Source organism: Helicobacter apodemus (genome assembly GCF_000765745.2).
In the GTDB taxonomy this organism is placed as follows: domain Bacteria; phylum Campylobacterota; class Campylobacteria; order Campylobacterales; family Helicobacteraceae; genus Helicobacter_D; species Helicobacter_D apodemus.
On sequence record NZ_JRPC02000006.1, the window covers coordinates 12017 to 38500 of the forward strand.

The 26484-nt window shown below is 32.9% G+C and carries 23 protein-coding genes; 10 read left to right on the plus strand and 13 right to left on the minus strand.

Translation table 11 applies throughout. The features are described from left to right. The first annotated feature begins 5 nt into the window (after window positions 1-5). From leuS to LS72_RS03020, 9 genes are read left to right on the plus strand one after another with little or no spacing between them, the layout of a single operon-like run. Entirely contained in the window at window positions 6-2450 is a 2445-nt protein-coding gene (gene leuS, locus LS72_RS02980; RefSeq protein ID WP_034552818.1) for a leucine--tRNA ligase, read from the plus strand. Beyond that, on the plus strand, window positions 2447-2944 hold the full coding sequence (locus tag LS72_RS02985; RefSeq protein WP_034552816.1) for a hypothetical protein: 498 nt from the start codon (window positions 2447-2449) through the stop codon (window positions 2942-2944). Before leuS ends, LS72_RS02985 begins: the two co-directional genes overlap by 4 nt. Further along, entirely contained in the window at window positions 2944-4143 is a 1200-nt protein-coding gene (locus LS72_RS02990; protein WP_034552814.1) for a diguanylate cyclase domain-containing protein, read from the plus strand. Before LS72_RS02985 ends, LS72_RS02990 begins: the two co-directional genes overlap by 1 nt. Continuing rightward, a complete protein-coding gene (locus tag LS72_RS02995) occupies window positions 4133-5266 on the plus strand; it encodes a bifunctional folylpolyglutamate synthase/dihydrofolate synthase (RefSeq protein ID WP_034552812.1) in 1134 nt (377 codons plus the stop codon). Before LS72_RS02990 ends, LS72_RS02995 begins: the two co-directional genes overlap by 11 nt. Further along, entirely contained in the window at window positions 5263-6192 is a 930-nt protein-coding gene (locus LS72_RS03000) for a M23 family metallopeptidase (protein ID WP_034552809.1), read from the plus strand. Before LS72_RS02995 ends, LS72_RS03000 begins: the two co-directional genes overlap by 4 nt. Then, a complete protein-coding gene (locus LS72_RS03005; RefSeq protein ID WP_034552806.1) occupies window positions 6111-6569 on the plus strand; it encodes a bactofilin family protein in 459 nt (152 codons plus the stop codon). Before LS72_RS03000 ends, LS72_RS03005 begins: the two co-directional genes overlap by 82 nt. Continuing rightward, window positions 6556-9582, plus strand: a complete 3027-nt coding sequence (gene mfd / locus LS72_RS03010) for a transcription-repair coupling factor (protein ID WP_034552804.1) — start codon at window positions 6556-6558, stop codon at window positions 9580-9582. Before LS72_RS03005 ends, mfd begins: the two co-directional genes overlap by 14 nt. Window positions 9583-9587: 5 nt before the next feature. Beyond that, entirely contained in the window at window positions 9588-12692 is a 3105-nt protein-coding gene (locus LS72_RS03015) for a S8 family serine peptidase (RefSeq protein WP_052087223.1), read from the plus strand. After that, window positions 12692-13522: a TIGR00282 family metallophosphoesterase gene (locus tag LS72_RS03020; RefSeq protein ID WP_138154989.1), complete on the plus strand. Its 831-nt coding sequence runs from the start codon at window positions 12692-12694 to the stop codon at window positions 13520-13522. The genes LS72_RS03015 and LS72_RS03020 overlap by 1 nt, the downstream gene beginning before the upstream one ends. On the opposite strand, the gene argJ is transcribed toward LS72_RS03020, so the two are convergent. The 12 genes from argJ to LS72_RS03080 form a co-directional block, all read right to left on the minus strand. Continuing rightward, the gene (argJ, locus tag LS72_RS03025; protein WP_034555079.1) at window positions 13500-14690 is read right to left on the minus strand and encodes a bifunctional glutamate N-acetyltransferase/amino-acid acetyltransferase ArgJ; all 1191 of its coding nucleotides are present in this window, start codon (window positions 14688-14690) and stop codon (window positions 13500-13502) included. The two genes, LS72_RS03020 and argJ, sit on opposite strands and share 23 nt — an antisense overlap. Beyond that, window positions 14683-15810 carry a potassium channel family protein gene (locus LS72_RS03030; RefSeq protein WP_034555081.1) on the minus strand — a complete coding sequence of 376 codons (1128 nt, stop codon included), beginning with the start codon at window positions 15808-15810 and terminating at the stop codon, window positions 14683-14685. The genes argJ and LS72_RS03030 overlap by 8 nt, the downstream gene beginning before the upstream one ends. Window positions 15811-15831: 21 nt before the next feature. Next, window positions 15832-16020, minus strand: coding sequence for a 50S ribosomal protein L28 (gene rpmB, locus LS72_RS03035; RefSeq protein ID WP_034555082.1), 189 nt, complete (start codon window positions 16018-16020; stop codon window positions 15832-15834). 68 nt (window positions 16021-16088) lie between these two features. Continuing rightward, window positions 16089-17054, minus strand: coding sequence for an NAD(P)-binding domain-containing protein (locus tag LS72_RS03040; RefSeq protein ID WP_138154991.1), 966 nt, complete (start codon window positions 17052-17054; stop codon window positions 16089-16091). Continuing rightward, window positions 17051-17248, minus strand: a complete 198-nt coding sequence (ccoS, locus tag LS72_RS03045) for a cbb3-type cytochrome oxidase assembly protein CcoS (RefSeq protein ID WP_034555428.1) — start codon at window positions 17246-17248, stop codon at window positions 17051-17053. The genes LS72_RS03040 and ccoS overlap by 4 nt, the downstream gene beginning before the upstream one ends. Next, on the minus strand, window positions 17245-17799 hold the full coding sequence (maf, locus tag LS72_RS03050; RefSeq protein WP_034555429.1) for a septum formation inhibitor Maf: 555 nt from the start codon (window positions 17797-17799) through the stop codon (window positions 17245-17247). The genes ccoS and maf overlap by 4 nt, the downstream gene beginning before the upstream one ends. Window positions 17800-17859: 60 nt before the next feature. After that, window positions 17860-18216 carry a holo-ACP synthase gene (gene acpS, locus LS72_RS03055; protein ID WP_034555430.1) on the minus strand — a complete coding sequence of 119 codons (357 nt, stop codon included), beginning with the start codon at window positions 18214-18216 and terminating at the stop codon, window positions 17860-17862. 3 nt (window positions 18217-18219) lie between these two features. Beyond that, complete coding sequence (fliL, locus tag LS72_RS03060; protein ID WP_138154993.1) at window positions 18220-18753, minus strand: flagellar basal body-associated protein FliL; 534 nt, start codon at window positions 18751-18753, stop codon at window positions 18220-18222. A 66-nt stretch (window positions 18754-18819) separates the two neighbouring features. Then, window positions 18820-19884, minus strand: coding sequence for a chorismate mutase (pheA, locus tag LS72_RS03065; protein ID WP_138154995.1), 1065 nt, complete (start codon window positions 19882-19884; stop codon window positions 18820-18822). Window positions 19885-19892: 8 nt separating this feature from the next. After that, the gene (gene lysA / locus LS72_RS03070) at window positions 19893-21149 is read right to left on the minus strand and encodes a diaminopimelate decarboxylase (RefSeq protein WP_138154997.1); all 1257 of its coding nucleotides are present in this window, start codon (window positions 21147-21149) and stop codon (window positions 19893-19895) included. Window positions 21150-21200: 51 nt separating this feature from the next. Next, window positions 21201-22364 (minus strand): FtsW/RodA/SpoVE family cell cycle protein, encoded by a 1164-nt coding sequence (locus LS72_RS03075; RefSeq protein WP_034554702.1) that lies wholly within the window; start codon window positions 22362-22364, stop codon window positions 21201-21203. A gap of 34 nt (window positions 22365-22398) precedes the next feature. Then, on the minus strand, window positions 22399-23301 hold the full coding sequence (locus tag LS72_RS03080; protein WP_052087350.1) for a methylenetetrahydrofolate reductase: 903 nt from the start codon (window positions 23299-23301) through the stop codon (window positions 22399-22401). Window positions 23302-23498: 197 nt separating this feature from the next. Here LS72_RS03080 and LS72_RS03085 point away from each other — a divergent pair, with 197 nt between their 5' ends. Continuing rightward, entirely contained in the window at window positions 23499-25148 is a 1650-nt protein-coding gene (locus tag LS72_RS03085) for an N-6 DNA methylase (protein ID WP_238700678.1), read from the plus strand. A gap of 223 nt (window positions 25149-25371) precedes the next feature. Here LS72_RS03085 and ychF read toward each other — a convergent pair whose 3' ends face one another. Then, window positions 25372-26484, minus strand: coding sequence for a redox-regulated ATPase YchF (gene ychF, locus LS72_RS03090; RefSeq protein ID WP_034554700.1), 1113 nt, complete (start codon window positions 26482-26484; stop codon window positions 25372-25374).

Here is a 26484-nt window from a genome sequence, read left to right on the forward strand (position 1 = left end):
TGGTGATGGAGTATAATGCAAAAGCTATCGAAACAAAATGGCAAAGTTTTTGGGAGGAGAATAATGCCTATGAGCCTAAAGAGGATAAGAATCTCCCCAAAAAATATATTTTAAGTATGTTTCCTTATCCTAGTGGGAATATCCATATGGGGCATGTCCGTAATTATTGTATTAGTGATGCTATTGCAAGAAGATTTCGTAAAAAGGGTTTTAATGTGTTGCATCCTATTGGTTGGGATGCTTTTGGAATGCCTGCAGAAAATGCGGCTATAAAGCATAAAACGCATCCTAAAGATTGGACTTATAGTAATATTGATAATATGCGAAAACAACTTTACTCGCTTGGTTTTTCCTTTTCTAAAACTAGAGAATTAGCGACTTGTGATACTCTTTATTCTAAATGGGAGCAGAGTTTATTTATTGATATGTGGGAGAGGGGACTTATTTATCGTAAAAAAGGTTTTTTAAATTGGTGTCCAAATGATAAAACAGTCCTTGCTAATGAGCAAGTTATTGAAGGGAGGTGTTGGCGTTGTGATACGCAAGTTGTTCAAAAGGAGATGTATCAGTATTTTATTAAAATCACCGATTATGCCCAAAGCCTTTTGGAGGATTTAAGTCTTTTAGAGGGTAAATGGCCAAATGCGGTTTTAACAATGCAGAAAAATTGGATTGGTAGGTCAGAGGGCTTAAGTTTTAAGTTTTTATTAGAAAGACCTTTGGAGGTTAAGGGAGAGACTTTAGAAGCAGTAGAAGTTTTTACCACGCGTCCTGATACGATTTTTGGGGTGAGTTATTGCGCCTTAGCACCAGAGCATCCTTTGGTGATGGCTTTAATCCAGCAAGGATTATTAAAAGAGGAGATTCAAAAACAAATTCAAAGGATGCAAAATGTTTCTATTAAAGAACGTTCCTTACAAAAAAAAGAGGGTTTTGCTCTAGGAATTAATGTAATTCATCCTCTAAGCAAAGAAAAAATACCCCTTTGGGTGGCAAATTTTGTTTTAATGGGATATGGTAGCGGTGCTGTAATGGGTGTCCCAGCACACGATGAGAGGGATTTTGATTTTGCTAAGAAATATCATCTCCCCCTTAAAGAAGTGATTGCTAGTGAGGGTAATAGGCAATTGCCTTATTGTGAAGCGGGGAAATTAATCAATTCTCAAGAATATGATGGATTAGATTCAAAAACTGCTAAGCAAAAAATTATAGATTATTTTCAAAGGGAAAATTTAGGCTTGGCTGTTGTTAATTATAAATTACGCGATTGGGGGGTTTCAAGGCAGAGATATTGGGGGACTCCTATACCGCTTATCCATTGTAAGAATTGTGGAATTGTGCCTGAAAATAAAGAAAAATTACCGGTTAAATTGCCAGAGGATGTAGTTATTAATGGGGAAGGGAATCCTTTAGAAAAACATATTCTTTGGAGGAAGTGTATTTGCCCAAAATGTGGAGTAGAAGCCCAAAGAGAGAGTGATACCTTAGATACTTTTGTGGAATCAAGTTGGTATTTTTTGCGTTATACCACTCCACCTAAAAAGCGAGAGGAAACAATTTTAAGTTTAGAGGATGAGAAGTATTGGATGGGCGTTGATGAGTATATTGGGGGTATCGAACACGCTATTTTGCATTTGCTTTATTCGCGGTTTTTTACTAAAGTCTTAAGGGATTTAGGATATACCCAACAAAGTGAGCCTTTTTTGCATTTGCTTACGCAAGGCATGGTGATAAAAGAGGGTGCTAAAATGAGTAAATCTAAAGGAAATGTCGTCAATCCTGAAGAGATTATTCAAGAATATGGTGCGGATACTGCAAGGCTTTTTATCCTCTTTGCCGCACCTCCTACTAAAGAGCTAGAATGGAATGATTCTGCCTTAGAGGGGGCTTTTAAATTCATTAAACGTCTATGTGCGAGGATAGAGAAAGCACAAAAGGTAAATGCACTGCCAATTATTGATTCTAATGCACTTACTAAAGTAGAAAAGTTTGCTAGAAAAAAAGTCTATGAAGCTTTAAAAAAATCTAATGAAATTTTTAGTTATGAGAGCGGTTATGCTTTTAATACTTTAATTGCTGCTTGTATGGAAGCACTTAACGCACTAAGTGAGCAAGATAATCCACAAATATGGAGTGAGGGGTATTTTGTTTTATTAAATGTTTTAGAACCTATTATCCCGCATATTTGTTGGGAGCTTAGTCAGCAATATTTTCATTTAGAAAACTTTAAAGAATTATCCATAGATGAAAAAGCTTTGCAAGATGATGTTATTATTATGGCAATTACCATTAATGGAAAGCGTAGAGCGGAGCTTGAAGTAGCTCTTGATACTCCTAAGGAGGTTATTATAGATAAAGCAAAGGTATTAGTTGCAAAATGGCTTGTTGATAAGAAGATTCTTAAAGAAATTGTCGTGCCTAATAAATTAGTAAATTTGGTGGTTGTATGAGTAGATATGTATTCTTTCTCCTTATAGTTTTTTTAGCAGGTTGTGGTTATACACCTATAGCTCATCATACTAAAGAAGTTTTTGGGGATAGGATTTTTGTGGAAGTAAAAATTGATGTAAGGGATCCTAAAAATAGCGTAACTTTAAAAGATGAGGTATCAAAGGCTATTTTTAAGAAGCTTCATACTACTATTTCAGATAAAGAGGATTCAAATGCGGTGATTGAAATTATTTTAAAAAATATTAGTTTCTCTCCTTTGGCAGAAAATACCATAGGTTTTTCGACTTTTTATCAGTGCAAAACAGAGATTGAATTTAAATACACTAATAAAGCTACCCAAAAAACAAGAATTTTCACTAAGGAGGGATATTATAATTTTGCTTTAGGGGATATTTCAGTTATTACTGATTCCATAAGAATGGAAGCGATTAATAAGGCGGTTTTAAATACTTTAGATAGTTTTATTTCACAAATTGGGATTGATATTTCATAATGCCAAATATAAAATTAATAGCTAGAGAAACTTTACGGCAACTCATAGAAAATAAAATTGAACCAACACCAGAGGCTTATGAAAAAGAATTTTATCACCAGATGAAAAAAATGGGGATAAAAAAAGAAGAGCCTATAGGTCTTAATCGGTTATTAGCAATGTTAAAAGGAGATGCTAAAGAGATTGCTAATAAATCTTTTAAAAATAAAGATGAATTCACAATTTTCTTAATCAAAGTGCTTAATCTTATCTATCATTATAGGACGAACTTTAATACGCTCTTAGAGATGGAGAGGATTTTTTTAAGGTTATTATCTACGCATCCTGATAAAGAGATTAATACTCTTGCTAAAGGGTATCTTATAGAAATTGATAAAATTAATTTTCAAGCTAAAGAGGTTTATAAAAAACGTTGGGTGGAACAAACGCAAAAAAATTTAGAGGTTAAATGGAATGATTTTGATAAAGTTTTAGAATTTGTTGGTGATTTTAAAATAGAAAATGATGAATTTAAGAATTTGCAAGAGAAAATAAAAAGGTATTTAGAGGGTAGCAGGGATAAAGAAATTGGAAAGAATCTTTTAAAAAAAATAGAAACTTTTTTTCAAGAATTTGCCGTTCCTTTCCCCCAACGAAAAGAAGAGCAAGATTTAAAACTAGAGCAAGAGTTAAACACTAAAGAAGCCGGTGTTTTAGAATATGCTGATATGGATTCTTTGCCTATTAATTCTATTACAACTCTGATAAGCAAAGAAGGTATGCAAGATATTTTGAATTTTGCTGAAGAGGAATATAGGGAAAATAAGAAAAATTATTCTGTTGTTATTTTTGGTATTGTGAGTTATCATCAAGCCCTTGAACTTTATGGAAGTGAAGCATTAAAACGCGTATTGACTATACTTGGAAAGTTTTTAAAGAAGTATAGTAATACTAGTGATTTGATTGCTTATTATGGGGAAGAGAAGTTTTTAGCTTGTTTGTTAGACAGACAAAAGGAACAGGCTATTACCTTTATTCGTAAATTAGATGCAGAAGTAAGGAAAAGTATTTTTGTGTATCAACAAACGCGTATTCCTATAAAACTTAGTGCTCAAGTCGCACACCGAATTGAGGAGGAAAGTTTGGAAAAAATGCTAAAAGTAGTTTTAGAGGAATTTGCCAAATATGAAGATACACAAGGTATTATTGATGAGGCTTGAAGATTTTTTAGAACAAAAAGGGAGTGAATATGCCCATTTTGACCCTAAAAGAGCACCAGCTATCTTACACTTTTTGCCACATTTATCTCATCTAAGATGTAAGATTATCCATATTGTTGGCACTAATGGAAAGGGCAGTGTGGGGCGATTTTTAAGCCTTTTACTAAGGCAAAGAGGTTTGAATGTAGGGCATTTTTCTTCCCCACATTTGCTCTATTTTAATGAACGTTTTTGGCTAAATGGTAGAAATGTTTCTTTAGAGGAGCTAGATAGGGCTTTTTTAAGTTTAAACCCAAAGATTCTTCAAGAAGCTAGTTATTTTGAAGTTTTAACTTTTTTAGCTTTGGAAGTTTTTAGGGAATGTGATTATTTTGTTTGTGAAGCAGGACTTGGAGGGGAGTTTGATTCAACTACAACTTGCATTAAGCCTATTTTAACGCTTTTTACCTCTATAAGTTTAGATCATCAAGAGTTTTTAGGAGAAAGCTTAGAGGCTATTGCTAGGACTAAACTTAATGCAATGAGTAAAAGAGCGATTTTGGGGATTCAAAGTTTTTCTTGTGTAGTGAAAATCGCTAAAGAGGTTGCAGAGAGTAAAAAAACACAATTATCAGTGTTAGACTCTAAGGATATTTCAGAGGCGATCAAACAATATTGCTTTAAAAATGCTTATCCTAAATATCAGCAGGAGAATCTAGCTTTAGCCTACTATGCTTTTGAGGATTTAGGGTATAGAGGGGATATTCCAAATCTTCCAAGATTAGATTTGCAAGGGAGAATGCAACAAGTATTTTCTAATGTATGGGTAGATGTAGCACATAATGTAGGGGGTGCAAAGGCAATTTTGGAGAATTTTAGTAAAGACAAATATATTTTAGTTTATAATTCTTATAAAGATAAAGACCCAAAGGCAATTTTGGAAGTTTTAAAGCCTATTATTCAAAGTGTAGAAATTTTTGTTTTGAATCACCCAAGAATAATACCTAAAGAGGATTTAGAACAGATTTTAAAGATTTTAGAAATACCTTATAGAGAATTTTCGTTTTTAAAGGAAAAAGAAAAATATCTAGTCTGTGGTTCTTTTAGTGTAGGGGGAGAGTTTTTGAGGAGGTTTAGAATATGAAAAATCGGTTTATTGTAACTATTACAGATATTAATGGATCTAAACAGTATAATATTCATCAATATATGAAACAAATTGTTTTGTATATTGTGTTGCTGGTTGTGGTGATTTTTTTCTTTAGTTTTATTTCCATTCAATTGCTTTTAAAGGAAGTGAAACAGATTGAAGATAAGCGGAATTTAATGCAAAGAGAGTATTCAAAAATTAATGAAAAAAACCAAGAACTTCAGGATTTAATTAATGAAAAAACCCAAGAACTTATGATAGTTTCTGATAGAATAGAGGATTTAGAGGGGATTGTTGGATTAAGCGATAGGATTATTGAAACAAATTTAAGTCTCGTAGAGAGGGTGGATTTAGCAAAGATTACAGGCACGCAAAAGGCATTGGTTATGCAGTTAATCCCTAATGGCTCACCTTTGCGAGGCACTCATCGTGTTACAGCAGAATGGGGAATAAGAATGCATCCTATTTTAAAGCGAACCCATTCTCATACAGGGATGGACTTTGGTGTCCCCATTGGAACTCCTATTTATGCTCCAGCTGATGGTGTAGCGGATTTTGTGGGAGGCAGTTATAATGGTGGATATGGAATTATGGTAAAATTAGAACACGCTTTTGGATTTAAAACCTTTTATGCACATTTAAATCAAGTGGTGGTGCAAAAAGGGGATTTTGTAAGACGTGGGCAATTAATTGCGTATTCTGGAAATACGGGAAGAAGCACAGGACCCCATTTGCATTATGAGATTCGTTATTTGGGAAAGGATTTAAATCCTAGAGCCTTTATAGAATGGACTATGAGGGATTATACAGAAATTTTTGAAAAGGAGAAAAGCATAAAATGGCAATCTTTACTAACGGTGATAAACAGTCTGTCGGAAATTCAGGAAACACAAGCATTATCGCTCAAGGCACTAGAATAAAAGGCGATATTCTTAGTGAGTGCAATTTACACATTGATGGGAATTTAGAGGGCGGAATTATTGCTAAGAATAATGTAATAATTGGTAAAAATGGTAATGTCAATGGGAATATTAACACCGAGCATTTAGTGGTAAGTGGTAAGGTTATGGGAAGTTGCACTTGTAATATTATAGAGATTTTACCTCAAGGTAGAATTGAGGGAGAGATTATCGCTAAAGAGCTTATTATAGAAAAAACCGGTGAGCTTGTTGGTCAAAGTATCGTGCATAAAGGTAATGAATATAAAAATGTCTATGATGCGGAATATAAGCAATCTTTTGGTGCCCCAATTAAACCTATAACTCTTCAAAATAAGGAAACTATTGAGTCAAAGTAGTATTTATGAGTTTTTAAATACTAACAAAACCCATTTTCAAAAAACTTATAAAGAGGGTTTAATCTTTGTTGTTGAAGATAACATTCAAGCCTATAAACTTAATGATGTAGCAAAATTTCTTGGCTTTGAATCTTTTGTTTTGCCTGATTTTGCAGTAGTTTTTGGTGAGGACTTAAGAAGCTATCAAGAGGAGCTTTTAGGGATTTTTAATACCCTTAAAGAATTTTATCAATGTAAAGATAAGAAATTATTATTTGCTCCTTTGCATACTATTTTGCATAAAATGCCAAAATTAGGATCTTTGCAAGGTTTTAAAATGGAATTTGGTATGCAAGTTAATTTGCAAGCATTTAAAGAGCGGTTATTGTATTTTGGGTATGAGTTTGTAGAGTTAGTAGAAGTAAGTAGAGAAGTTTCTATTCGTGGGGATATTATAGATATTTTTCTTCCTCATTTAGAAAATCCTGTGCGGATTTCTTTATTTGGTGATGAAATTGAAAGTATAAGAAGTTTTGATGTGCAAACACAAATTTCTTTTAAAGAGGAAATGGAGACTTTAGAGATTCCTCCAGCTTTTTTTAATCTTGATAGTTTGGGTTATGAGAGACTTTTAGAGAGCATAGAGGAAAATCTTGCTAAAGAGGAAGTGCAAGATAGGCATAATTCTTTGGTGGCTTCTTTTGGGCTATGGTATTTAGAGGATACCCAGTATTTATTCCAAAAATACCCTTGCAAATTATTACCACAAGCTTTAAGGTTAATTCCAGAAATTATAGAGTTTAAAGAGCAAAATCCACAGGTTTTAGAGGAGATTTCAACTTTTGATGTTTTAGAAGAATCTACAAACTATCAAGATTTTGATTGCAAGTTTAACCAGCTTTCAACCCTTTTAACATTGCATAAAGATAAAAAAATCATTATTATCTCTAAAACACAATCCCAGCTTCGTCAAGCAGGGATTATTCCTAGTGAGCATAAGGAATATGAATTTTGCTTAGATAAAGATTATGGGATTTGGATTTTAGGTAAAGAGCTTTTAATCTTATCTCTAAATACTCCTACTAGGCAAAAACGCAAGATTCAAAGCAAGATTTTAATTGATGAGTTAAAAAAAGGCGATTATGTGGTGCATATTGATTATGGAATCGCTCTTTTTAATGGCATTATCCAGGCAAATATTTTTGGGGCAACTAGGGATTTTATTGAATTAAAATATTTAGGTGATGATAAGCTGCTTTTACCCGTAGAAAATCTTGATAGAGTGGATAGGTATATCGCAGATGGAGGTGTGCCTCTTTTAGATAAATTAGGCAAAGGTTCTTTTGCTAAATTAAAAGAAAAGGTGCGTGAAAAACTGCTTGTGATTGCAGAGGGCATTGTAGCTCTTGCTGCAAAACGCGAACTCATTGATGGGATAGTTATTGATATTAATAAAGAGGAGATTTTACTTTTTCAATCGCAAAGTGGTTTTGTTTATACGCAAAGTCAAAAGAGGGCTATAGAGGAAATATTTAAAGAACTATCTAGCCATAGGGTTATGGATAGATTATTAAGTGGAGATGTTGGGTTTGGCAAAACAGAGGTGGCTATGAATGCTATGTTTGCTTGTTTTTTAAGTGGTTATCAATCTGCCATTATCGTCCCTACTACACTCCTAGCTTATCAACATTTTCAAACGCTCTCTCAAAGATTAAGTGATTTTGGGGTAAAGATAGCAAGGCTTGATAGGTATGTATCTGCTAAAGAAAAAAAGGAGATTTTGAAGGGTTTGCAAAGTGGAGAGATACATATAGTTGTAGGGACGCATATACTTTTAAATGTAACTTTTAAAAATCTTGCTTTAATTGTTGTAGATGAGGAGCATAAGTTTGGTGTAAAGCAAAAAGAAAAAATTAAAGATTTAAGCACAAATATTCACCTGCTTACAATGTCTGCTACCCCTATCCCAAGAACGCTTAATATGGCACTCTCCCATATTAAGGGATTGAGTGAATTAAAAGAACCCCCTAAAGAGAAATTAGCGGTTAGAAGTTTTGTGAAAGTGTATGGTGATTCTTTAATCAAAGAGAGTGTTTTAAGGGAGCTAAGGAGAGGGGGGCAAATTTTTTATATTTATAATAATATCGCCTCTATAAAGCATAAAAAAGAGGAGATTTTAAGGATACTGCCTACTTTGAAAATCGCTATTTTGCATTCACAAATCCCTAAGCAAGAGGGGGAGGATATATTATTAGGCTTTGCTAAAGGGGAATTTGATATGCTGCTTTGCACTTCTATTGTAGAATCTGGGTTACATTTACCTAATGCTAATACTATTTTAATTGATAAAAGTGATAGGTTTGGGATTGCAGATTTACACCAATTAAGAGGGAGAGTTGGTAGGGGCAATAAAGAGGGGTTTTGTTATTTTTTATTAGAAGATTCTATATCCATTACACAAGAGGCTAAAAAGCGGCTTTTGGCTTTAGAGAAAAATTCTTATTTAGGGAGTGGAGGTGCCTTAGCTTATCACGATTTAGAGATTAGAGGAGGAGGGAATCTTTTAGGTGAGGCACAAAGCGGGCATATTAAAAACATTGGCTATTCGCTTTATTTAAGAATGCTTGAGGAGGCGATTTATACCCTAAGTGGGAATATGAGAGAAGAAAATAATGTAGATGTGAAATTAAGCGTTAGGGCATTTTTAAGCCCTGAACTTATTGCCTCTGAAGCATTGCGTTTAGAGCTTTATAGGAGACTTTCACATTGTGAGGATACTAAAAATGTTTATACTATTGCTAAAGAGATTGAAGAGAGATTTGGACAATTAGATATTTATTCTAAACAATTCTTAGATCTTATTATAATTAAAATTTTAGCAAGAAATGCTAGAATCTCTAAAATTTTTAATTATGCAGAAAAAATTACCCTTGTTTTTTTAGATAAACAACAAGAAACTTTTTATGCAGAGACTAAAGATGAAGAGAAAGTGTTGCAAGCAGTTTTAAAAAAATTAAATATTCTTTCAAAGTAGGGAAAATGCGATTTTTTATTATTTTATGGACTTTTTCATTGGTGGAAATATTAGCAGATAATTTTGTTAATTCTCAATCTTTGGATTTAGTTAATACTTCTGATGCCTATAAGCAGGGCATTACCGGTAAGGGTGTGAATGTCGGTGTTTTAGATACGGCTATGAATAAAAACCACATTAGTTTAAAGAATAAAATAGGCGAAGAATTAATATCTGATGCTTCTAGTAATGATCATGGGAGCCATGTAGGGGGTATTATAGCTGGAGAGAAGATTGATGATAACAAGCCCTTTGGTGTGGCTTATGATTCTATGCTTTATTCTGGGCAAATCTTTGGGGGTGGTAATATTCCTAGCTTCACAGACTTTTTTACAAAAAATAATGTAAAAATTATTAATAATAGTTGGAATACTACGCTTTATCCCTTTGTCGGGATTCAAGATTTAATCTTTAATAATGCAGTTTTTTATGAGGGCAAACAACCAGAGTTTTTTTTGCAAAATGCTTATCAAGCTATTTATGCTAAAGAAATAACAGACTTAGCACAAAACAATCAAATCCTCCTTGTGTTTGCTAGTGGGAATGAGGGGATTATTGCTTCAGGATTATATTCTACTCTGCCAAGCTTTGATGAGAATTTACGCACTTTTATTAATGTTGGATCTTTAAATGCTGATGATGTTTCTAGGAGTGGAGATAAATTAATAATAAAGGCTAAGGGGGTCAGTGATTTTGGTAATGGTTTTTTAAAAAGTGAAAATTATTCTTTAATGGCTTTTGGAGGAGAAATTAATAGTGCTAATGCTGCGGATGTCAATAGTTATTTCAAAAGAAGTGGAACTTCTATGGCAGCGCCTATGGTAAGTGGTGCAGCAGCACTAATAGCACAGAAATTTCCTTTTTTGAATGGTAAGCAAATTGCGGATGTTTTATTAAGCACTGCTAATAAAGATTACCAAGCCCCTAAGTTGGTAGTGAAAAAAAGTGATGAGGCTAATGCAGAGTATTACACGATTATTTATATTGACAATGATCCACCAAAAAATGGCAATAATAACAATACAGAGCAAATCAAGAAAGATTTACAACAAGAGGGTTATACACAGGAGGAAGCAACAAAGATTGTAGAAAATCTTATTACAAAAAAAATTTCTACAAATTATGATGCAGTTATTCGATTATCTAAAGAATCCATCTTCGGACAAGGTATTTTAGATATAAAAAAGGCTTTAGGGGGCGTAGCTACCTTAGATGCTAATCGGCTTAATGATAAAGATAAGCAAACCTTAAAAAATAATACTCAAGAACTCTATTATATAGTGGATACACAAGGAAACAATGCAGAATTTAGCAATGATATTACCCAAAAACAATGGGATTCTAGTTTGCATTTAAGTAATGCTAAAAACCTACCAACAAATATGGATAATCTTAATGTTGGATTTATCAAAAAAGGCACAGGAGAATTAACTTTTAGTGGGAAAAATACTTATGCGGGTCTTACGATTATTGAAAATGGGACATTGCGATTAAGGAGAAGTGCTAAAAAAAAGGGGGAATTAGTTAATAGCAGTGTTTTTGTTGAAAAAGGTGGAAAATTAAGCGGTAATGGGATTATCCATAAAAATTTGACTAATGAGGGTATTGTAAGGGTTGGTAATGAGGATTTAAGTGATTTAGAGGTAAAAGGGATTTATACACAAAAGGGAGAAGATAGTCGTTTGCAGCTTGATTTTGGACGCCATAAAAATTCTAAGCTTCTTGCAAGTAATTACGATATTCAAAGCGGGATATTAGAATATATTCCACTTCAACAATTTTTTTATAGCGGAGAATATGTCAAGATTGATTTAGGAGGACTTAGCGATTCTATTGATAAATTCACAGAGGTTAAGGTTTCTGAAAATAATGCAATGCGTTTTGAAGCTGTGCTTGATGCAGATAAAAGAACAATTAATGCAGCTTCTGCCCTTAAAAGTAATGCCTATAATACCGCAAATAGCAACATAGGAAGTGTCTTAAGAGAAATAAGGAATAACCAAGATTTATCAGAAAATTATAGAAATTATTTTGCATTTCTAGATAATAGCCCAAATTTTGTAGAAATTTTAGAAAGCATTGAGGGAAAGAGTTATTTAGATAATGCTGCATCAGATGCCAATAATGCTTTATCTACTACACAACAAAATATGCTCTTTGCCCTTAATCCTACTGCTGTTACTTCTTTAACCTTTAATCTTAAGCAAAAGCCTCAATATGTAGCTTCTGTTAATAGTGATAGTCTAACTAATACTTGGAATTTTTTAGAAATGAATGATAAAAGCTTCTTTTGGTATCTTAGTCCTAATTATAAAAAAAATAATGGGGATGGTAATAAGGGTTATTCAAGTGGTGTAGATTTAGCTATTGGGAAAGATTTTAATGAGGATTTAAGAACAACTTTAAATCTAAAATATTCTAACACTAATTTAGATTTTAATGGAAGTGATTTTGATTCAAAGAATGTTAATTTGGGTATTAATGCAATTTATGATGTTGAAGCCTTCAAGCTTCTTAGCGGAGCTTTTGTAAATTATGGTTTTAATAAAATGGATAGGAAGGTTTTAGGTTCTCCTGACTCTATTAACGCAAATTATAATAACTTAAGCCTTTCTTTGCAAATGGGTATGGCAAAAGACTGGGAATTACAAGACTTCACTTTAACGCCTTTAGCCTATCTTAATTATGCCTATTATCACCAAGAATCTTTTAAAGAAAGCGGAATGTGGTCTAAAGAATACCAGCCTATTAATCATCATACTACTTCCTTAGCTAGCGGCTTAAATATTTCTTATAACTTTGGAGATACCTCTTTAAAGCATATTGTATCAGGCTTTGGAATCTATGAATATCGATTAAATGGAAAAACACTTAAAAATGAAGCACGATTTAATGATTTTATAACCCAAACCTTTACCCAACAAAATGAACTTAATAAATATCTCATTTCTCTAGGAGTTTCTTATTATCTTAGCTTTAAGGATTATTTTTTGAGTGTATCTTTTGTTGATGAGTTAGCAAGAAAGGAAAATAATATGAAGTTATCAGGTTCTTTTGGGATGAGATTTTAATGCGTTTTGGATTTATTGGAGATATTGTAGGAAAGATTGGCAGAGAGGGAGTGAAAAGATACTTACAAATAGCTAGAGAGGAGTATCATTTAGATTGTGTGATTGCTAATGGTGAAAACGCAAGTCACGGCTTTGGGCTTGGAATTTCTGCTTATGAAGAGTTAAAATCTTACGGAGTGGATATTTTTACAGGAGGGAATCACACTTGGGATAAAAAGGATATTTTTCCGCTTTTAGCACAAAAAGATTCTAAAGTTTTGCGTCCACATAATTACCCTAAAGGAGTGATTGGCACGGGATTATATTGTGGAGAGATTCATCAAGAATCTTTTGCTGTGCTTAACCTTATGGGGCATTTTGGAATGCCACAATGTGATAACGCCTTTATTTGTGCTAAGGAAATAGTGCAGAACTTAAGGCTTGAGGAGATAAAGAATATTATTATAGATTTTCACGCTGAAGCTACCAGTGAGAAAAGGGCAATGTTTATGATGCTTAAAGGACAAATTGGAGCAATTTTAGGCACACATACGCATATAGGCACGGATGATTTGGAGATTTTTGAAGGAACTTTTGGAGTTAGTGATGTAGGGATGAGTGGGGCTAGAGAAAGTGTTATTGGTATGAATCCACAAGAACCTATTGAGAGATTTTTAACAGGAATCCCTAATAAGCTTAGTGTATTAGATAAAAAAGGTGTTCCGAGTATTTTTCAAATGATAGTGTTTGAATTACAAGGAGGGAGATGTTTAGAGGCTTTTAAGCTAAAGGCTATTGATTTTAAAGATTTGGTAAAAACAATTTCTGCTAACTTCTATAATCCGCATTGATTTTAACATACTCATAACCTAAATCACAACCATAAGCAATAAAAGATTCCTTACCTAAGCCAATATTGCAAGTGATTTTATAAGAATCTTGTTGGAGGATTTTTGCAGCTTTTTTTTCATTATCATCATCAAAAAAAATCTGTCCTTTAGCATAAACACAGACTTCGCCAAAGTAAATTTCTAAAGTATTAGGGTCGCATTCTATGCCACTTGCTCCAATAGTCGATGCTATTCTGCCCCAATTAGGGTCGCAACCAAAAAGTGCAGTTTTAACTAATAAGGATTGACTAAGGGCTTTAGCCGCTTTGATTGCCTCTTTTTTGCTTTTAGCTCCTTTAACTTCAAAGGCGACAAGCTTTGTAGAGCCTTCTCCATCTCTTAGTATCTCTAATGCTAGGTGTTGCATAAGTTGTGTAAGGGCAAAGAGGAAAGCTTCTTTATTATAAGCTTTACTTTTACCATTACTTAAAAGCAAAATCGTATCATTGGTTGAAGTATCCCCATCTACACTAATGGCATTAAAGGTTGTTTTAGAAGCTTCCTCTAATAAGGGCTTCATATCTTCTTTAGGAATTGCTGCATCGGTTGTAATGAAGCATAGCATTGTGGCAAGTGAGGGATTTATCATACCCGCTCCTTTGCAAATGGCACCGATTCTAAAACGGCTTTTATCTTTTAAAAGAACTTCAAAAGCAAGGGTTTTATTAAATTTATCTGTTGTCATAATAGCAAGGGAGGCTTGTTTGTTGTTTTTGTGGCGTAAATGTATTTTTTGGAGAGATTGAATAATCTTTTCTTTTGGGAGCTGAACGCCAATAACTCCTGTAGAGCTCATAATAGGATTGTGAATTTGTGGGTGCAATTTTTGTAATTCTTGAAGAATTTCTTCAATATTTTTTAAACCTTGTATGCCTGTTAGCGCATTAGCGTTTTTAGAATTTATTAAAACAAAGTTTGTCTTAAAAGGAGTGTTGTAATTTTTGTAATGCAAAATAGGTGCGGCTTGAAACTTGTTTTGTGTGAAAAGTGCTTCTACTTCACAAGGGATATCAGAGTAGATAAAAGCAATATCAGGCATTGAATCTTGTTTTAATCCTGCACTTATGCCATCACAGAAAAATCCCTCTGACGCACATACCCCATTATCAATAGGAAAGAGACTAAACATATTTTAACTCTTCGGGTTTATCTTTTTTGGCGATTAATTGTTTAGTTAAACGCACTCCATTAGAAGTCCCAATAACAAGCAATTTGCATTCATTAGTAATGAGTGTATCCCCATCTGGCATAGAGATAAATTTACCCTCTTTTTGTGTGATTCCTACAATGAAGGTTTGTGTAATTTCTTGTAAATGTGTTTCTTTGAGTTTTTTTAAGATTAACCAAGAATAGCGCGGGACAACAATTTCTTCTAAATCAAGTGGTGTGTTTTTTTGATAAGCGAAACGTTCAAGCAAGTTTTCCATATCCGGACGCGTTGCCATAGCATTCACTCTTTGGGCAAAGAGTCTAGAAGGGGAGACGACATAATCTGCTCCAAGTTTTTTGAGTTTTTCTTCATCCTCATTGGTATTAGCATTGCCAATGATAAAATAAGGCTTACGTCCTAATTCTCTTTCATAAAGACGCACCGAAGCAATTTGTGCAATATTATCGGCAATATTATTAGAGAGCGTAATAACACCTCTAGCACTAGAGAGATGGGATTTTAACATAGCAATTTCTGTATGCGGATTTTCATTAACATAAAAAGGATAATGGTATTTTGCCGCAATATCCTCTAATGCATTATTGTTATCTACGACAACAAAAGGTATATGTGCTTCTCTGAATTGTTGAGAGAGTTGGATGGTGTATTCATTGTGATAGCAGATGATGAAGTGATTTTTAAGGCGGGCGATTTTGTAAATCATATTGCGTTCCTTGATGATAGAGATAAGTTTTCCACGATTTAATACATCAATAATACTAATAACAAAGAAGCTTAAAACAGCTGAACCAGCAAGCATTACAATTGCGGTATAGATAATGTCTAAAGCATCAAATTCATTTTCTTTTAGTGCCCCAAAGCCTGTTGTTGTAAAAGTATAAGAAGCTTGAAAAAAGGCTTCAATTAAAGTGTAGTCTGTGATAACTACATATCCTAATGTGCTAAGAAGCAATCCTAAAAATAAGAGTATAAAAGGAATTCTAAAAGGTTTTAATTGTTCATAAAGTGCTCCTGATAAATCAATATCGGGCTTTTGAACACCTTCCCAATGGAGGAATTTTTTAAAATTATTAAGCACTGCTTAATCCAAAATAAAGGATTAAGAGCGCTTTTTCATAGTTCTTAGAGTAGAAGCAGCGACTTTAATTTTGGCAGTTGTTCCATCTTCTAGTTTGATTCTAATAGTTCTTAAGTTTGGGAGAGATCTCTTTTTGGTTTTATTGTTTGCGTGGCTTACATTGTTGCCAACCATAGGACCTTTTCCACTAAAAAAACATCTTCTTGCCATTTCTTATCCTTGTTAATAAGATTGTAAAATAAATGGCTATTCTACTAAAATTTATATAATACAAAGCTTTAAAATCTTGTAAGCTTTTCTTGGATACTTTGAATAGAATGAAAGCCGTGATTTAATGCTGTTGCAATAGAACCTCCATTTTTAAAAAGAATATCACCAGCAATATAAATTCCATCTACAGAGCTTTGATGTTTATCATCCACTATGGGGGTGCCATCTTCATTAAGATCTAAATTACATTTTTTTAAGAAATCAATAGGTGCTATTCCACCAATGGCATAAATGATTCTATCAAAGACCTCCTCACTACCATCTGTAAAATAAACTTTGGGTTTGCCATTTTCATCTTCTATTTTTTGTATATCTATACCAAATTTTGGGGTGACCTTTTGGGATGTTAGGCAGGCATTTAGACTTTCTTGGTTAGTTTCGTTGATTCTTGAAAATTCTGTGCGTCTATAATTGAGCGTGATAGGATTAGTTTGGCTAAGCACACAAGCATATTCAACAGCGGAATTTCCACCCCCTACCACTAAGATTTTCTCTCCATCTGTAGTGGTATTTGCATTAAAGTTAATGACTTTTTTAAGAGAGAATGGAAGCGGATAGGTAGGCTTGTTAGGTTGCCCCATTTTTCCAATAGAAATTACGATAAATTTAGCTTTTGTAATTTCATTATTCGTTGTTTGAATGGTAAATAAATCTCCTTCTTTTTTAATAGATTCTACTTCTGTGTTAAAATGAACTTCTAAGCCATTTTCTTTAATAATTTTATCAAATAAATCTAAGGTGCTTTCTTTTGTCCCATCACAGAAATAGATATTCCCATTAAGTTCTACTTTTTGTCCTTTATAGTCTTTATCTACACGTTTTTTGTCTTTATAAAATTTACGGATGGTTGTAGAGTGTCCCTCACCCTTTTCAAATAAAATTACTTCTTTAATTCCTAAAATAGCGGATTCAACGGCAGAAGCAATACCTCCTGGACCTCCTCCAATAATTGCAATATTATAAATTTTATTCATTTTTTTTCCTTTTTTATTGATTGGTTATTTGCCATATGTCGTAAGTCTTCTTCACTATCAAATAAGACACCTTGCATCATTTTTTTTTCATCATCAAATTGCCCATTCTTTAGCCCCCATATGAAAGAAATAAGACCAAGTAGCCCAATAATAATTGAAGTAGCAAGCATTATAGCAACCATCCCAGTATTCATAGTGTTTCTTTTAAAAAAGGGTGTAGTGCTTGAAAGTTTAATCCCATAGCATTAGAAGTTTCCCCAATTTGTTTTTTAATATATTTTTGATGGAATCCCTCTACCATAACAGCTCCTGCTTTATTTTCCCATTCTTTACTAATAAGATATGATTCCATATCTTCTTTATTGAAATTAAAAAATTCGTAATAAGTTTGACTAAGATTTAGAAAATAGAGATCTTGGGAATGTAAAATCATACAAGTTAAAATATTAATAGAAGCGTTACTTTGTGCTGATAAAAAACTTCTTGCCTCTTCTTGAGTTTTAGCTTTTCGTTGGAGTTTCTTCTTGCATTCCACTACGCTATCGACTACTAAAAGTGGAATTTCTAGCCCATAAGTTTGGAGTGCAGCCTTATGTTTCCCAAGTGTGGCTTGATAGACGAAGCTTTTAGGTGTCGTTAAAGACAGACTTTCTTCATTAAAATTATTATCACATTGTATAAAAGGAATCTGATAGGCTGATAAGATTAGTTTTCTACTAAGTGAAGAAGAGCATAATCGAATCACAAAATTCCTTTCAAAATGAGATAAGGTCGGCATTATAGCATTTTTTTGTTAAAGCTTATTTTATTTAAAATTTGCAGCAACAATTGCGATGGCTAAACCATTATCGTGGGTTATAGAAAGGCTTAGAGAATAGAGATTAAAAGCAAGGAGTTTATCTTGCGTGAGTGTTAGAAGGGGTGCTCCTTTGGGGGATTTTGAGATTAGAATATCATAAAAAGCTAAATCTTTTGAGATACCACATTTTAAAGCTTTTGAACACGCTTCTTTTGCTGCCCAAAACCCTGCAATACTTTGGGTGGTTTTGGCAATTGCTATTTCTTCTGGAGTGAGGAATTTTAGTAAGCCCCTCTCCCCAAACCTTTGGAGGAATAACTCAATCCTTTTAATAGCAATTAAATCAATGCCAATTTCTACCAAATATTATTGCACCACAAATTCAGTAAAGAATAAATTAGAGATTCTACCATCCACTAAAAATTCGTTGATTCTTTCGATAATTTCTTCTTTAAGTTTTTGTTTGCCTCTTGTCGTTTGAACTTCTTCGAGGGTTTTAGAGCTTAAAATCGTAATAATTACATCACGTATAACATCATTTTTTGTATCAACTTCTTGTTGTAAGGGAGCCACACTTAATTCTAAAACAATAGAGGTTTTTAAGTAACGTTTGCCACTTCCTGTAGACATTAAATTGATAATAAATTGCTTGAGGGGATACATAGGACCTACACTTAAAAGACTGCTATTTGGGTTTGCCATACTTCCTTTACTTGCTGCACTTTGTTGTGTTGGTTGGATAGGTTCATTGGCTTGTGGCTCATCATCACCGCTAAAGATTAAGATGGCTACTACAATTAAAATAACTAAGAGTAATACTGCAACACCAATAATAGCAAAGAGAATCATTTTATTTTGTTTTAAGGCTGCTAATTTAGATTCTTTTTCTTCTTCTGCCATTTAGGTTCTCCTTTTGAGTTTAAAGAAGCAATTATAGTATTTTTTTAATAGAATTTTCAAGCAAATTTAGTTTTTCAAATAACTTCCAAGCCATTTTAATTCTTGGGGATAAATTTCAAAGAGTTGGTGAATATTATCATCATCAATATGTCCATCAACATCAATAAAAAAACAATAGCTAAAATTGCCATTGGAATGTGCAGGGCGCGATTGTATGGAAGTTATATTAATATTAAGCTTTTTAATATCTCGTAGTAAGTGATATAATACCCCGGGTTTATTGGTATTTACTAGATTTGCAAAAATAGAAGTTTTATCTCTACCACAGGATTGATTTTTAAAATTACTAATGATAATAAAGCGGGTTTGGTTGTTAGCATTATTTTCTATGTTTTCAAATAAAATTGGCACTTTATAGAGTTTAGCCCCAATATGTGAGCATATACAAGCCGATTGAGAGTCCTCTGCAGTAAGTTGAGCAGCTCTAGCTGTAGAATCTACAGGTATTTTTTGGATGTGATCTAAGCTTCTTTCGCTTAAGAAATGGGAGCATTGCCCAAAGGCAATATCTTTAGAGTAGATTCTTTTAATCTCTTGAATGTTTTGAGAAGAAGTAGCAAAACAATGATGGATTGGCATATAGACTTCAGCGACAATTTTTAAAGGAGTGCTTTTTAGCAAATCAAGAGTTTCCCCAACTATGCCATTTTGGTTATTTTCAATCGGGATTACGGCATAGTTTGCGCAACCTTGTTCAACGCTTTTAAGGGTTGTTTGTATGGTGTTATAAGGGAGATACTCACACACTCCTCCAAAGCGGCTTTCAGCAGCTTGGTGTGTATAACTTCCAAGGGGACCAAGATAAGCTATTCTCTCTGGAAGTTCAAGATTCCTACTTACCGCAAAAATTTCTAAATAAATGGATTCAATGGCATTTTTGTTTAAATAATGGGGGTTTTTTGCAAGTAATCGTTGGATAATTTTTTGTTCCCTTTCTGGGCGATAAATAGGAGTATTGCTTTGGGCTTTTAACTTTCCAATATGTTTTACAATTTCCATGCGTCTTTCTAAAAGCTCTAAAATATTATCATCAATGGTATCAATTTCTTTTCTAAAAGCTTCTAATTTCATTAAAACTCCTATAAATAATCCTTCTCTAAAGCAATTAAATCTTCAAAACTTTCTCTTTTGCGGATAAGTCGTAATTTTCCATCTTCAATAGCAACTTCTGCACATTTTGTACGTGTATTATAATTACTTGACATACTAAATCCATAAGCTCCCACGCTAAGAATTGCTAAAATATCTCCTCTTTCTAGCTTGGGTAGAGCAATGTTTTTTCCTAAGTAATCACCGCTTTCGCAAATAGGTCCTACAACATCTGCAAGACTTTGATGAGCTTTTGTATCTTTTAGTGGGATAATTTGATGGTAAGCATTATAAAGGCTTGGGCGAATTAAATCATTCATAGCTCCATCAACGATAATAAAACGTTTGTCTTGATTTTCTTTTTCTAATAAAACTTTGGTTAAAAATACTCCACTATTACCTACAATAAATCTGCCTGGCTCACAAATAATAGTCATATCAAGCCCTCTTAGGGTTTCTAAAATAGCTTGTGCGTAATCATAAGGGTTAATAGCGGTTTCATCATTATAAGTAATTCCAATACCGCCTCCAATATCAAAAAACTTTAGATTGATTTTTAAAGCTAATAAGCTATGTGCTAAAGAGGCGATTTTTTGTGCTGATTCTTCAATGGGGGTAAGTTTGGTTAATTGACTACCTATATGGAAGTGAATCCCAATGGGTTCTAGGACTTTAGAATTATGTGCGTATAAATAGAGTGATTTTGCCTCCTCAATGCTAACGCCAAATTTATTTTCTTTTAAGCCCGTGGAGATATAGGGGTGTGTTTGGGCGTTAATATCTGGATTAACACGGATGGAAATTCTAGCATTTATATTCATAGTTTTAGCGATTTTTTCAATCCTTAAAAGTTCCTCTTTGCTTTCGATATTAATAAATAAAATGCCAATTTTTAAAGCTTCTTGTATTTCATAATCTTGCTTTCCAACGCCACTATAAATAATCTTATAAGCAGGGATTCCAGCAATAATGGAACGTTTAATTTCTCCTAAAGAAACACAATCTGCACCACTTTCTAAAGTAGCGAGTTTTTTAATAACGCTCAAGTTAGAATTTGCCTTTAGAGCATAGCAAATAAGCATTTTTCTCCCCCCAAAGGCTAGTTTTAGTTGTTCGTATTTTTGTGCTATTTGGTTAAAATCATAAACAAAAAGCGGGGTTTGGAATTGTTGTGCTGCTTGGAGTAGGTTTTGGTTGCAAAGATTTCCGCTTAATGTAGGAATATTTAGGGCTTTCGTATCTTTCATTCTCTCTCTTTGTTGTATGGGATTTGGTATTATAATCAAACTCTCCTAAAATTAGGATATTTTTGCCTTTTTGCTAATAGATAAAACCATACCAATCATAATGCTAGAGCTTAAGATAGCACTTCCTCCATAGCTTAAAAAGGGGACGGCAATGCCTTTTATGGGGATAAGCCCAGAAATACCAAAAACATTAATCAAAAAAGAAAAACCCAAAATAATGGCAACTCCTGAACAAAAAAGGTAATAAATAGTGTTTTCACAGCGATTAGCGATTTTTAGAATCCTAAAAATAAGGCTTAAAAAAAGCAGACTTATGCAAAATAATCCTAAAAATCCTATTTCTTCTGTGATGCCTGCTAAAATAACATCGGTATGCACTTCACTTAAAAAACCAAGTTTAATAAGTCCATTGCCTAAGCCTTCTCCTAAAATACCCCCATTAGCAATGGCATTTAAGGAGTGTTGCACTTGATAAGGTTCAGGGAGGTTTTCAATGCGTAAAGAGTTAGCAATGCTTGGAGGAAAAAATGAGAGGATTAAATCTTGTGCTCCAGCCCACCAAGCTTTTATTCTCATAATGCGGTGAGCACTTGTAACAATTACAATGATAAAGAGTGTGAAAGTAAAACTTAGTAGATACAAGAAAAGTTTAAAAGAAGATCCTGCAAAAATCATCATTAAGGCTAGAGTTGTGCCAAGTAAGACAATTTGTCCTAAGTCATTTTGTAAAATGGCGATGAGATAAACAGCGATTAAAAAGACTAAGGTGTAGGGTAAGAAAGTAATAAATTCCTCTTTTAAATCTTTTTGCTCCTCTAAAGAAAATCTCCGTGAGAAACTCCAAGCTAAAAAAACTACAAAACCAATTTTAAAAAATTCTACAGGAGCTAAGGAAAAGAAAGGCAGCCTAATCCATCTTTTTGCTCCTCCAGCACTTGTTGCGAGACTTTCGGGGAGGAAATGCATAATAAACATTAAAAAAATTCCACCAAAAAATAATAAAAATCCAAATTTTAAAATAAAAGAACCAGGATTACATTTAGAGATTCCCCACATTAGCAAAATACCTAAAACTCCAGCAATACATTGACGAATCATAAAATGAAATTCATTATATTCATAATATAAAGTAGCAAAGGTAGAGAGCGAATAAGAAAATAAAATGCTAATAGTGATTAAACTTGCACTAAAGAAAAATAAAGGACGATCAACCATTTATACTATTCTACTTATAAATTATTTTGGGATTTTAGCATAAAATATTTTCAATGAGTTTAGGTTTATTAGCACTCATAAAATGAATTTTTTGGTAAAAACACCGAAGTTTTTCAAAAAAATTTTTACTTTTTGCTAACCCAATGGCTGCTTCATTATTATGGGCTTTTTCTAAGGCATCAAGCCAATCTTGTGGGACATAGACACCAGGTAGTTTATTGTGTAAAAATAAAGCGGTTTTATAAGAAGTGATAGGGAAAAAGCCAAGCACTAAAACAGATTGTGTTTTGCACTCTTGGTTGATTTCTTTATTCCAGCTTATAAGTTCTTTAGCGATTTGTAAATCATAAATGGGTTGTGTGAAAATCGCTTCTGCTCCATTTTGTATTTTTTCTTTCATTTTTTTATAGGAGGTTTCTTTTTTGTTGGGATAGGCATTTAAGACACTAAAGGGATAGATTCTTTTACATTTTCCACTAATGTTTTGATTGTTAATATCTTTTGCTTGGTTGAGTTGTTTTATGATTTTAAGCAATAAGTTGCTATTACCTTCAAAAACCCCTTTAGCCTGTGTTTGGTTGCCAAGCCTTAAAGGATCTCCTGTAAGGGCTAAAACAAGGCGTAAATCTAAGCTATTCATTCCAATAAGCTCACTTTGTAAAGAGAGCGTATTCCTATCTCGCATAGACATTGTTGTAATACTTGGGATTTTGAAAGTATTTTGCAATTTAAGACTTGCTAAGGTTGCACTATGTTTAAGTTTGGCTAATGGGGAATCTGTGCAAACAAAGGCATCAAGTTGTTGGAGTAAGGAGTCGCTAAAATCATAAAAGCTCTCTAATGAGAAGCTAGAAGGTGTTGAAAATTCATAGGTGAAGCATTTTTGGCTATTTTTTAATTTGTTAATAAAATCTTCTATCAAGCAAGTATTAGTCATAGTTAGAATAACTCTTAGTGTTTTAAGATGGAATATGTAAGATTGTATAAAAATTTTTATAAATACAAATTGAATTTAAGGAAAATTTCTAAAAACTTTAGAATCTTTAAAGGAGCATTATTCTGCTTACATTAGGAGAAATTTGTTATAATTTTACTTTATATTCCTTAAAAGTAGAGATGAAAAGAGGGAGATTAATGAAAGAATTGTTGCAAAATTTTCAATATATTCAAAGATATTCTAAAGATAATTTAGAATCTTTAAAAATCATTTTGCAATTTTTATTAGTCCATCAAAATATAAGTTTTAAAGATAAGCTGCTTAGTGTAAAAGAGAGGCAAATACCAAAATCCTTTTATCGATATTTACAATCTCTAAATATAGAACCAATTTTAATTGATGAAAAACTAAATTGGAAAAAAATCTTACGAAGTTTGGGGGATCTCCGAGTTTCTTTAGAAAATATTGAGAAATTTATACAAGCTATTGCTCTACAAAAAACTATTTTGAAATTTTATGATTATGTTACCCCTATTGAGATTAACACTCTTATTTTAGAACTTTTAGAGATTAAAAAAGGAGAGAGTATTTATAATCCTTGTTGTGGTATGGGGAGTTGGATATTTTCCTTAAAAGAGTGGGGGAAGGATTGTATTATTTATGGTGAAGATATTAATGAGGAGCTTATTGGCATTGCAAAGATTCTTGCGTCTTTAGCGGGGGTTAGGGAATCTCATTTTCAAGTTGTCGATGTTTTAGATATTTCTTTTTCAAAAGATAGTAAAACCTTTGATAAAATCTTTTGCCACCCTCCTTTAACTCGGCAAAATCTGCCTAATTTTAAAGAGGATTTACGATTTATATTCTTAGACAATTATTCCAAAATAGCTCCTGAAATACCATTTTTAGCACATTCTTTAGCACATTTTAAAACAAAAGCAATTTTTATTATTCGCTCTGTCTTGTTATATAAAGATTTAGGTAAGAAATTTTGTAAATATTTAATAAGCAGTCGATTATTAGAGTGTGTTATGGAGTTACCCAAAAATATTTTTCCTCACCAAATGGGAGAATTTTGTTTATTAGTATTATCTAAAGAGAATAAAAAAGTTCTTTTTATGGATTTTAAAAGTTTTTGTTTAAAAGAGGGTAAGTATAATAGAATTATTAATAAAGAGGAGATTTTAGATTTATATTTTTCTAAACAAAACGGAACTTATTCCCAATTAGTGAGCTATGAGTTGCTCAATGAAAGTTATTTAAAACCCTCTTTTTATATGCAAGATACTTTGATGGATAACAGAGTAAAACTTAAAGAGTATTTGAAGGCTTGCTTTAGGGGACAAAGAATTGATACAAAAGATAATAAAGATTTAATAGAATGTTATGATATGGGAATAAAAGATTTTGAAGATTATGGTTTTACCAATACTTTTGGTGAATATAGCCTCAAAACAAGTTCTAAAAAGATACAAGATATTCGTTTATGCCCTTATGATATTTTATTAGCTATTCGTGGAGTGAATCCAAAGGTAGCGATTATAGGTGAGGAGATTAAGGATAAAATTGTGATTGCTAATGCTGGGATTTTGGTTTTACGATTAAGAGATTATGCTATTGCCAAAGCTTTATATTTATACTTCATCTCTAAAGAAGGAAGGAAATCTTTAAGTGAGATTTATCAAGATAATAATGAGAGAATAGGGGAGAGGGAGATTAGAAATTTTTGTATCCCTAATAATTTCTTAAAAGATTTTCAAGAAAAATTTGAAAATCTTTGTAAAGAAAGTGCATTCATAAAAATGCACCAACAAAATATTCAATCTTTACTTGGTTTTAAAGAATAAGAAGTCATATAAGAGGAATTGTAGGGGTTTAAATGTTTGAGCTTGTAGGCATCAATATTAAAAATTAAGAAAGTGTCTTGAAACCAAACTTGCAAATCATCCAATTAATAAAAGATTTAAGGAATGATCTTTATAAGATATAAACAAAAAGAGTGAAAAATTTCTTTTTTGGGTATTGAAAATTTATGCTAAGTAGATTTTAATAAGTTTTGTTTATAGAAGCTTATTTTGAAACATTAAACCTAAAATGTATAATATCGCCATCTTTTACAATATAATCTTTTCCCTCTGCCCGCATTGCTCCTGCTTCTTTTGCTTTAGCTTCTCCCCCATATTGTATAAAATCCTCATAAGCAATCACTTCTGCTTTGATAAAGCCCTTTTCAAAGTCTTGATGTATTACACCTGCTGCTATAGGGGCTTTATCGCCTTTATGGATAGTCCAAGAACGCACTTCTTTTACCCCTGCGGTAAAATAGCTAATTAAACCTAGTTTTTCAAAGCCTAGGCGAATAATGCTATCAAGCCCGCTTTCTTTAATGCCTAATTCTTGCAAAAATTCTTTTTGCTCCTCTTGTGTTAATCCTACGAGTTCTTCTTCTATTTTAGAGCAGATTTTGATAACTTCAGAATTTGTTTTTTTAGCGTAGTCTCTAAGGCTATTAAAAAACTCATTATCTTCTCTTAATCCCTCTTCATCGACATTTGCTCCATAAATAATGGTTTTATTGGTTAAGAATCTAAGCTCTTTATCTAAATTTATAAAGGATTCATTAGACTTTTCTTGAAAATCCCTTACAGCATTTCCCTCTTGAATATGTTTGAGTAAAGATTGAGCAATTTGTAAATCTAGTTTTGCTTTTTTATCATTCCCGCTTTTAGCGTTTCTTATTAATTTTTCGATTCTTTTTTCAAGCGTTTGCATATCCGCTAAGAGTAATTCTGTTTCAATAACTTCTATATCGCGTAAAGGGTTGATATTGCCTTCAATATGTGTAACATTAGAATCTACAAAGCAACGCACAATATGCAAGATGACTTCAGTTTCTTTAATATTGCCAAGAAATTGATTGCCTAATCCCTCCCCTTTGCTTGCACCTTTAACAAGCCCAGCAATATCTACAAATTCAATAACAGAGTGTTGAATCTTTTGGGGATTAACAATCTTTGCTAATTCTGCTAATCTCTCATCGGGAACAGGAACAATTGCTTTGTTAGGTTCAATGGTGCAAAAAGGATAATTAGCCGCTTGTGCGTTTTGGGTTTTGGTTAATGCGTTAAAGGTGGTGGATTTTCCTACATTAGGTAAGCCCACAATCCCAATAGATAAGCCCAT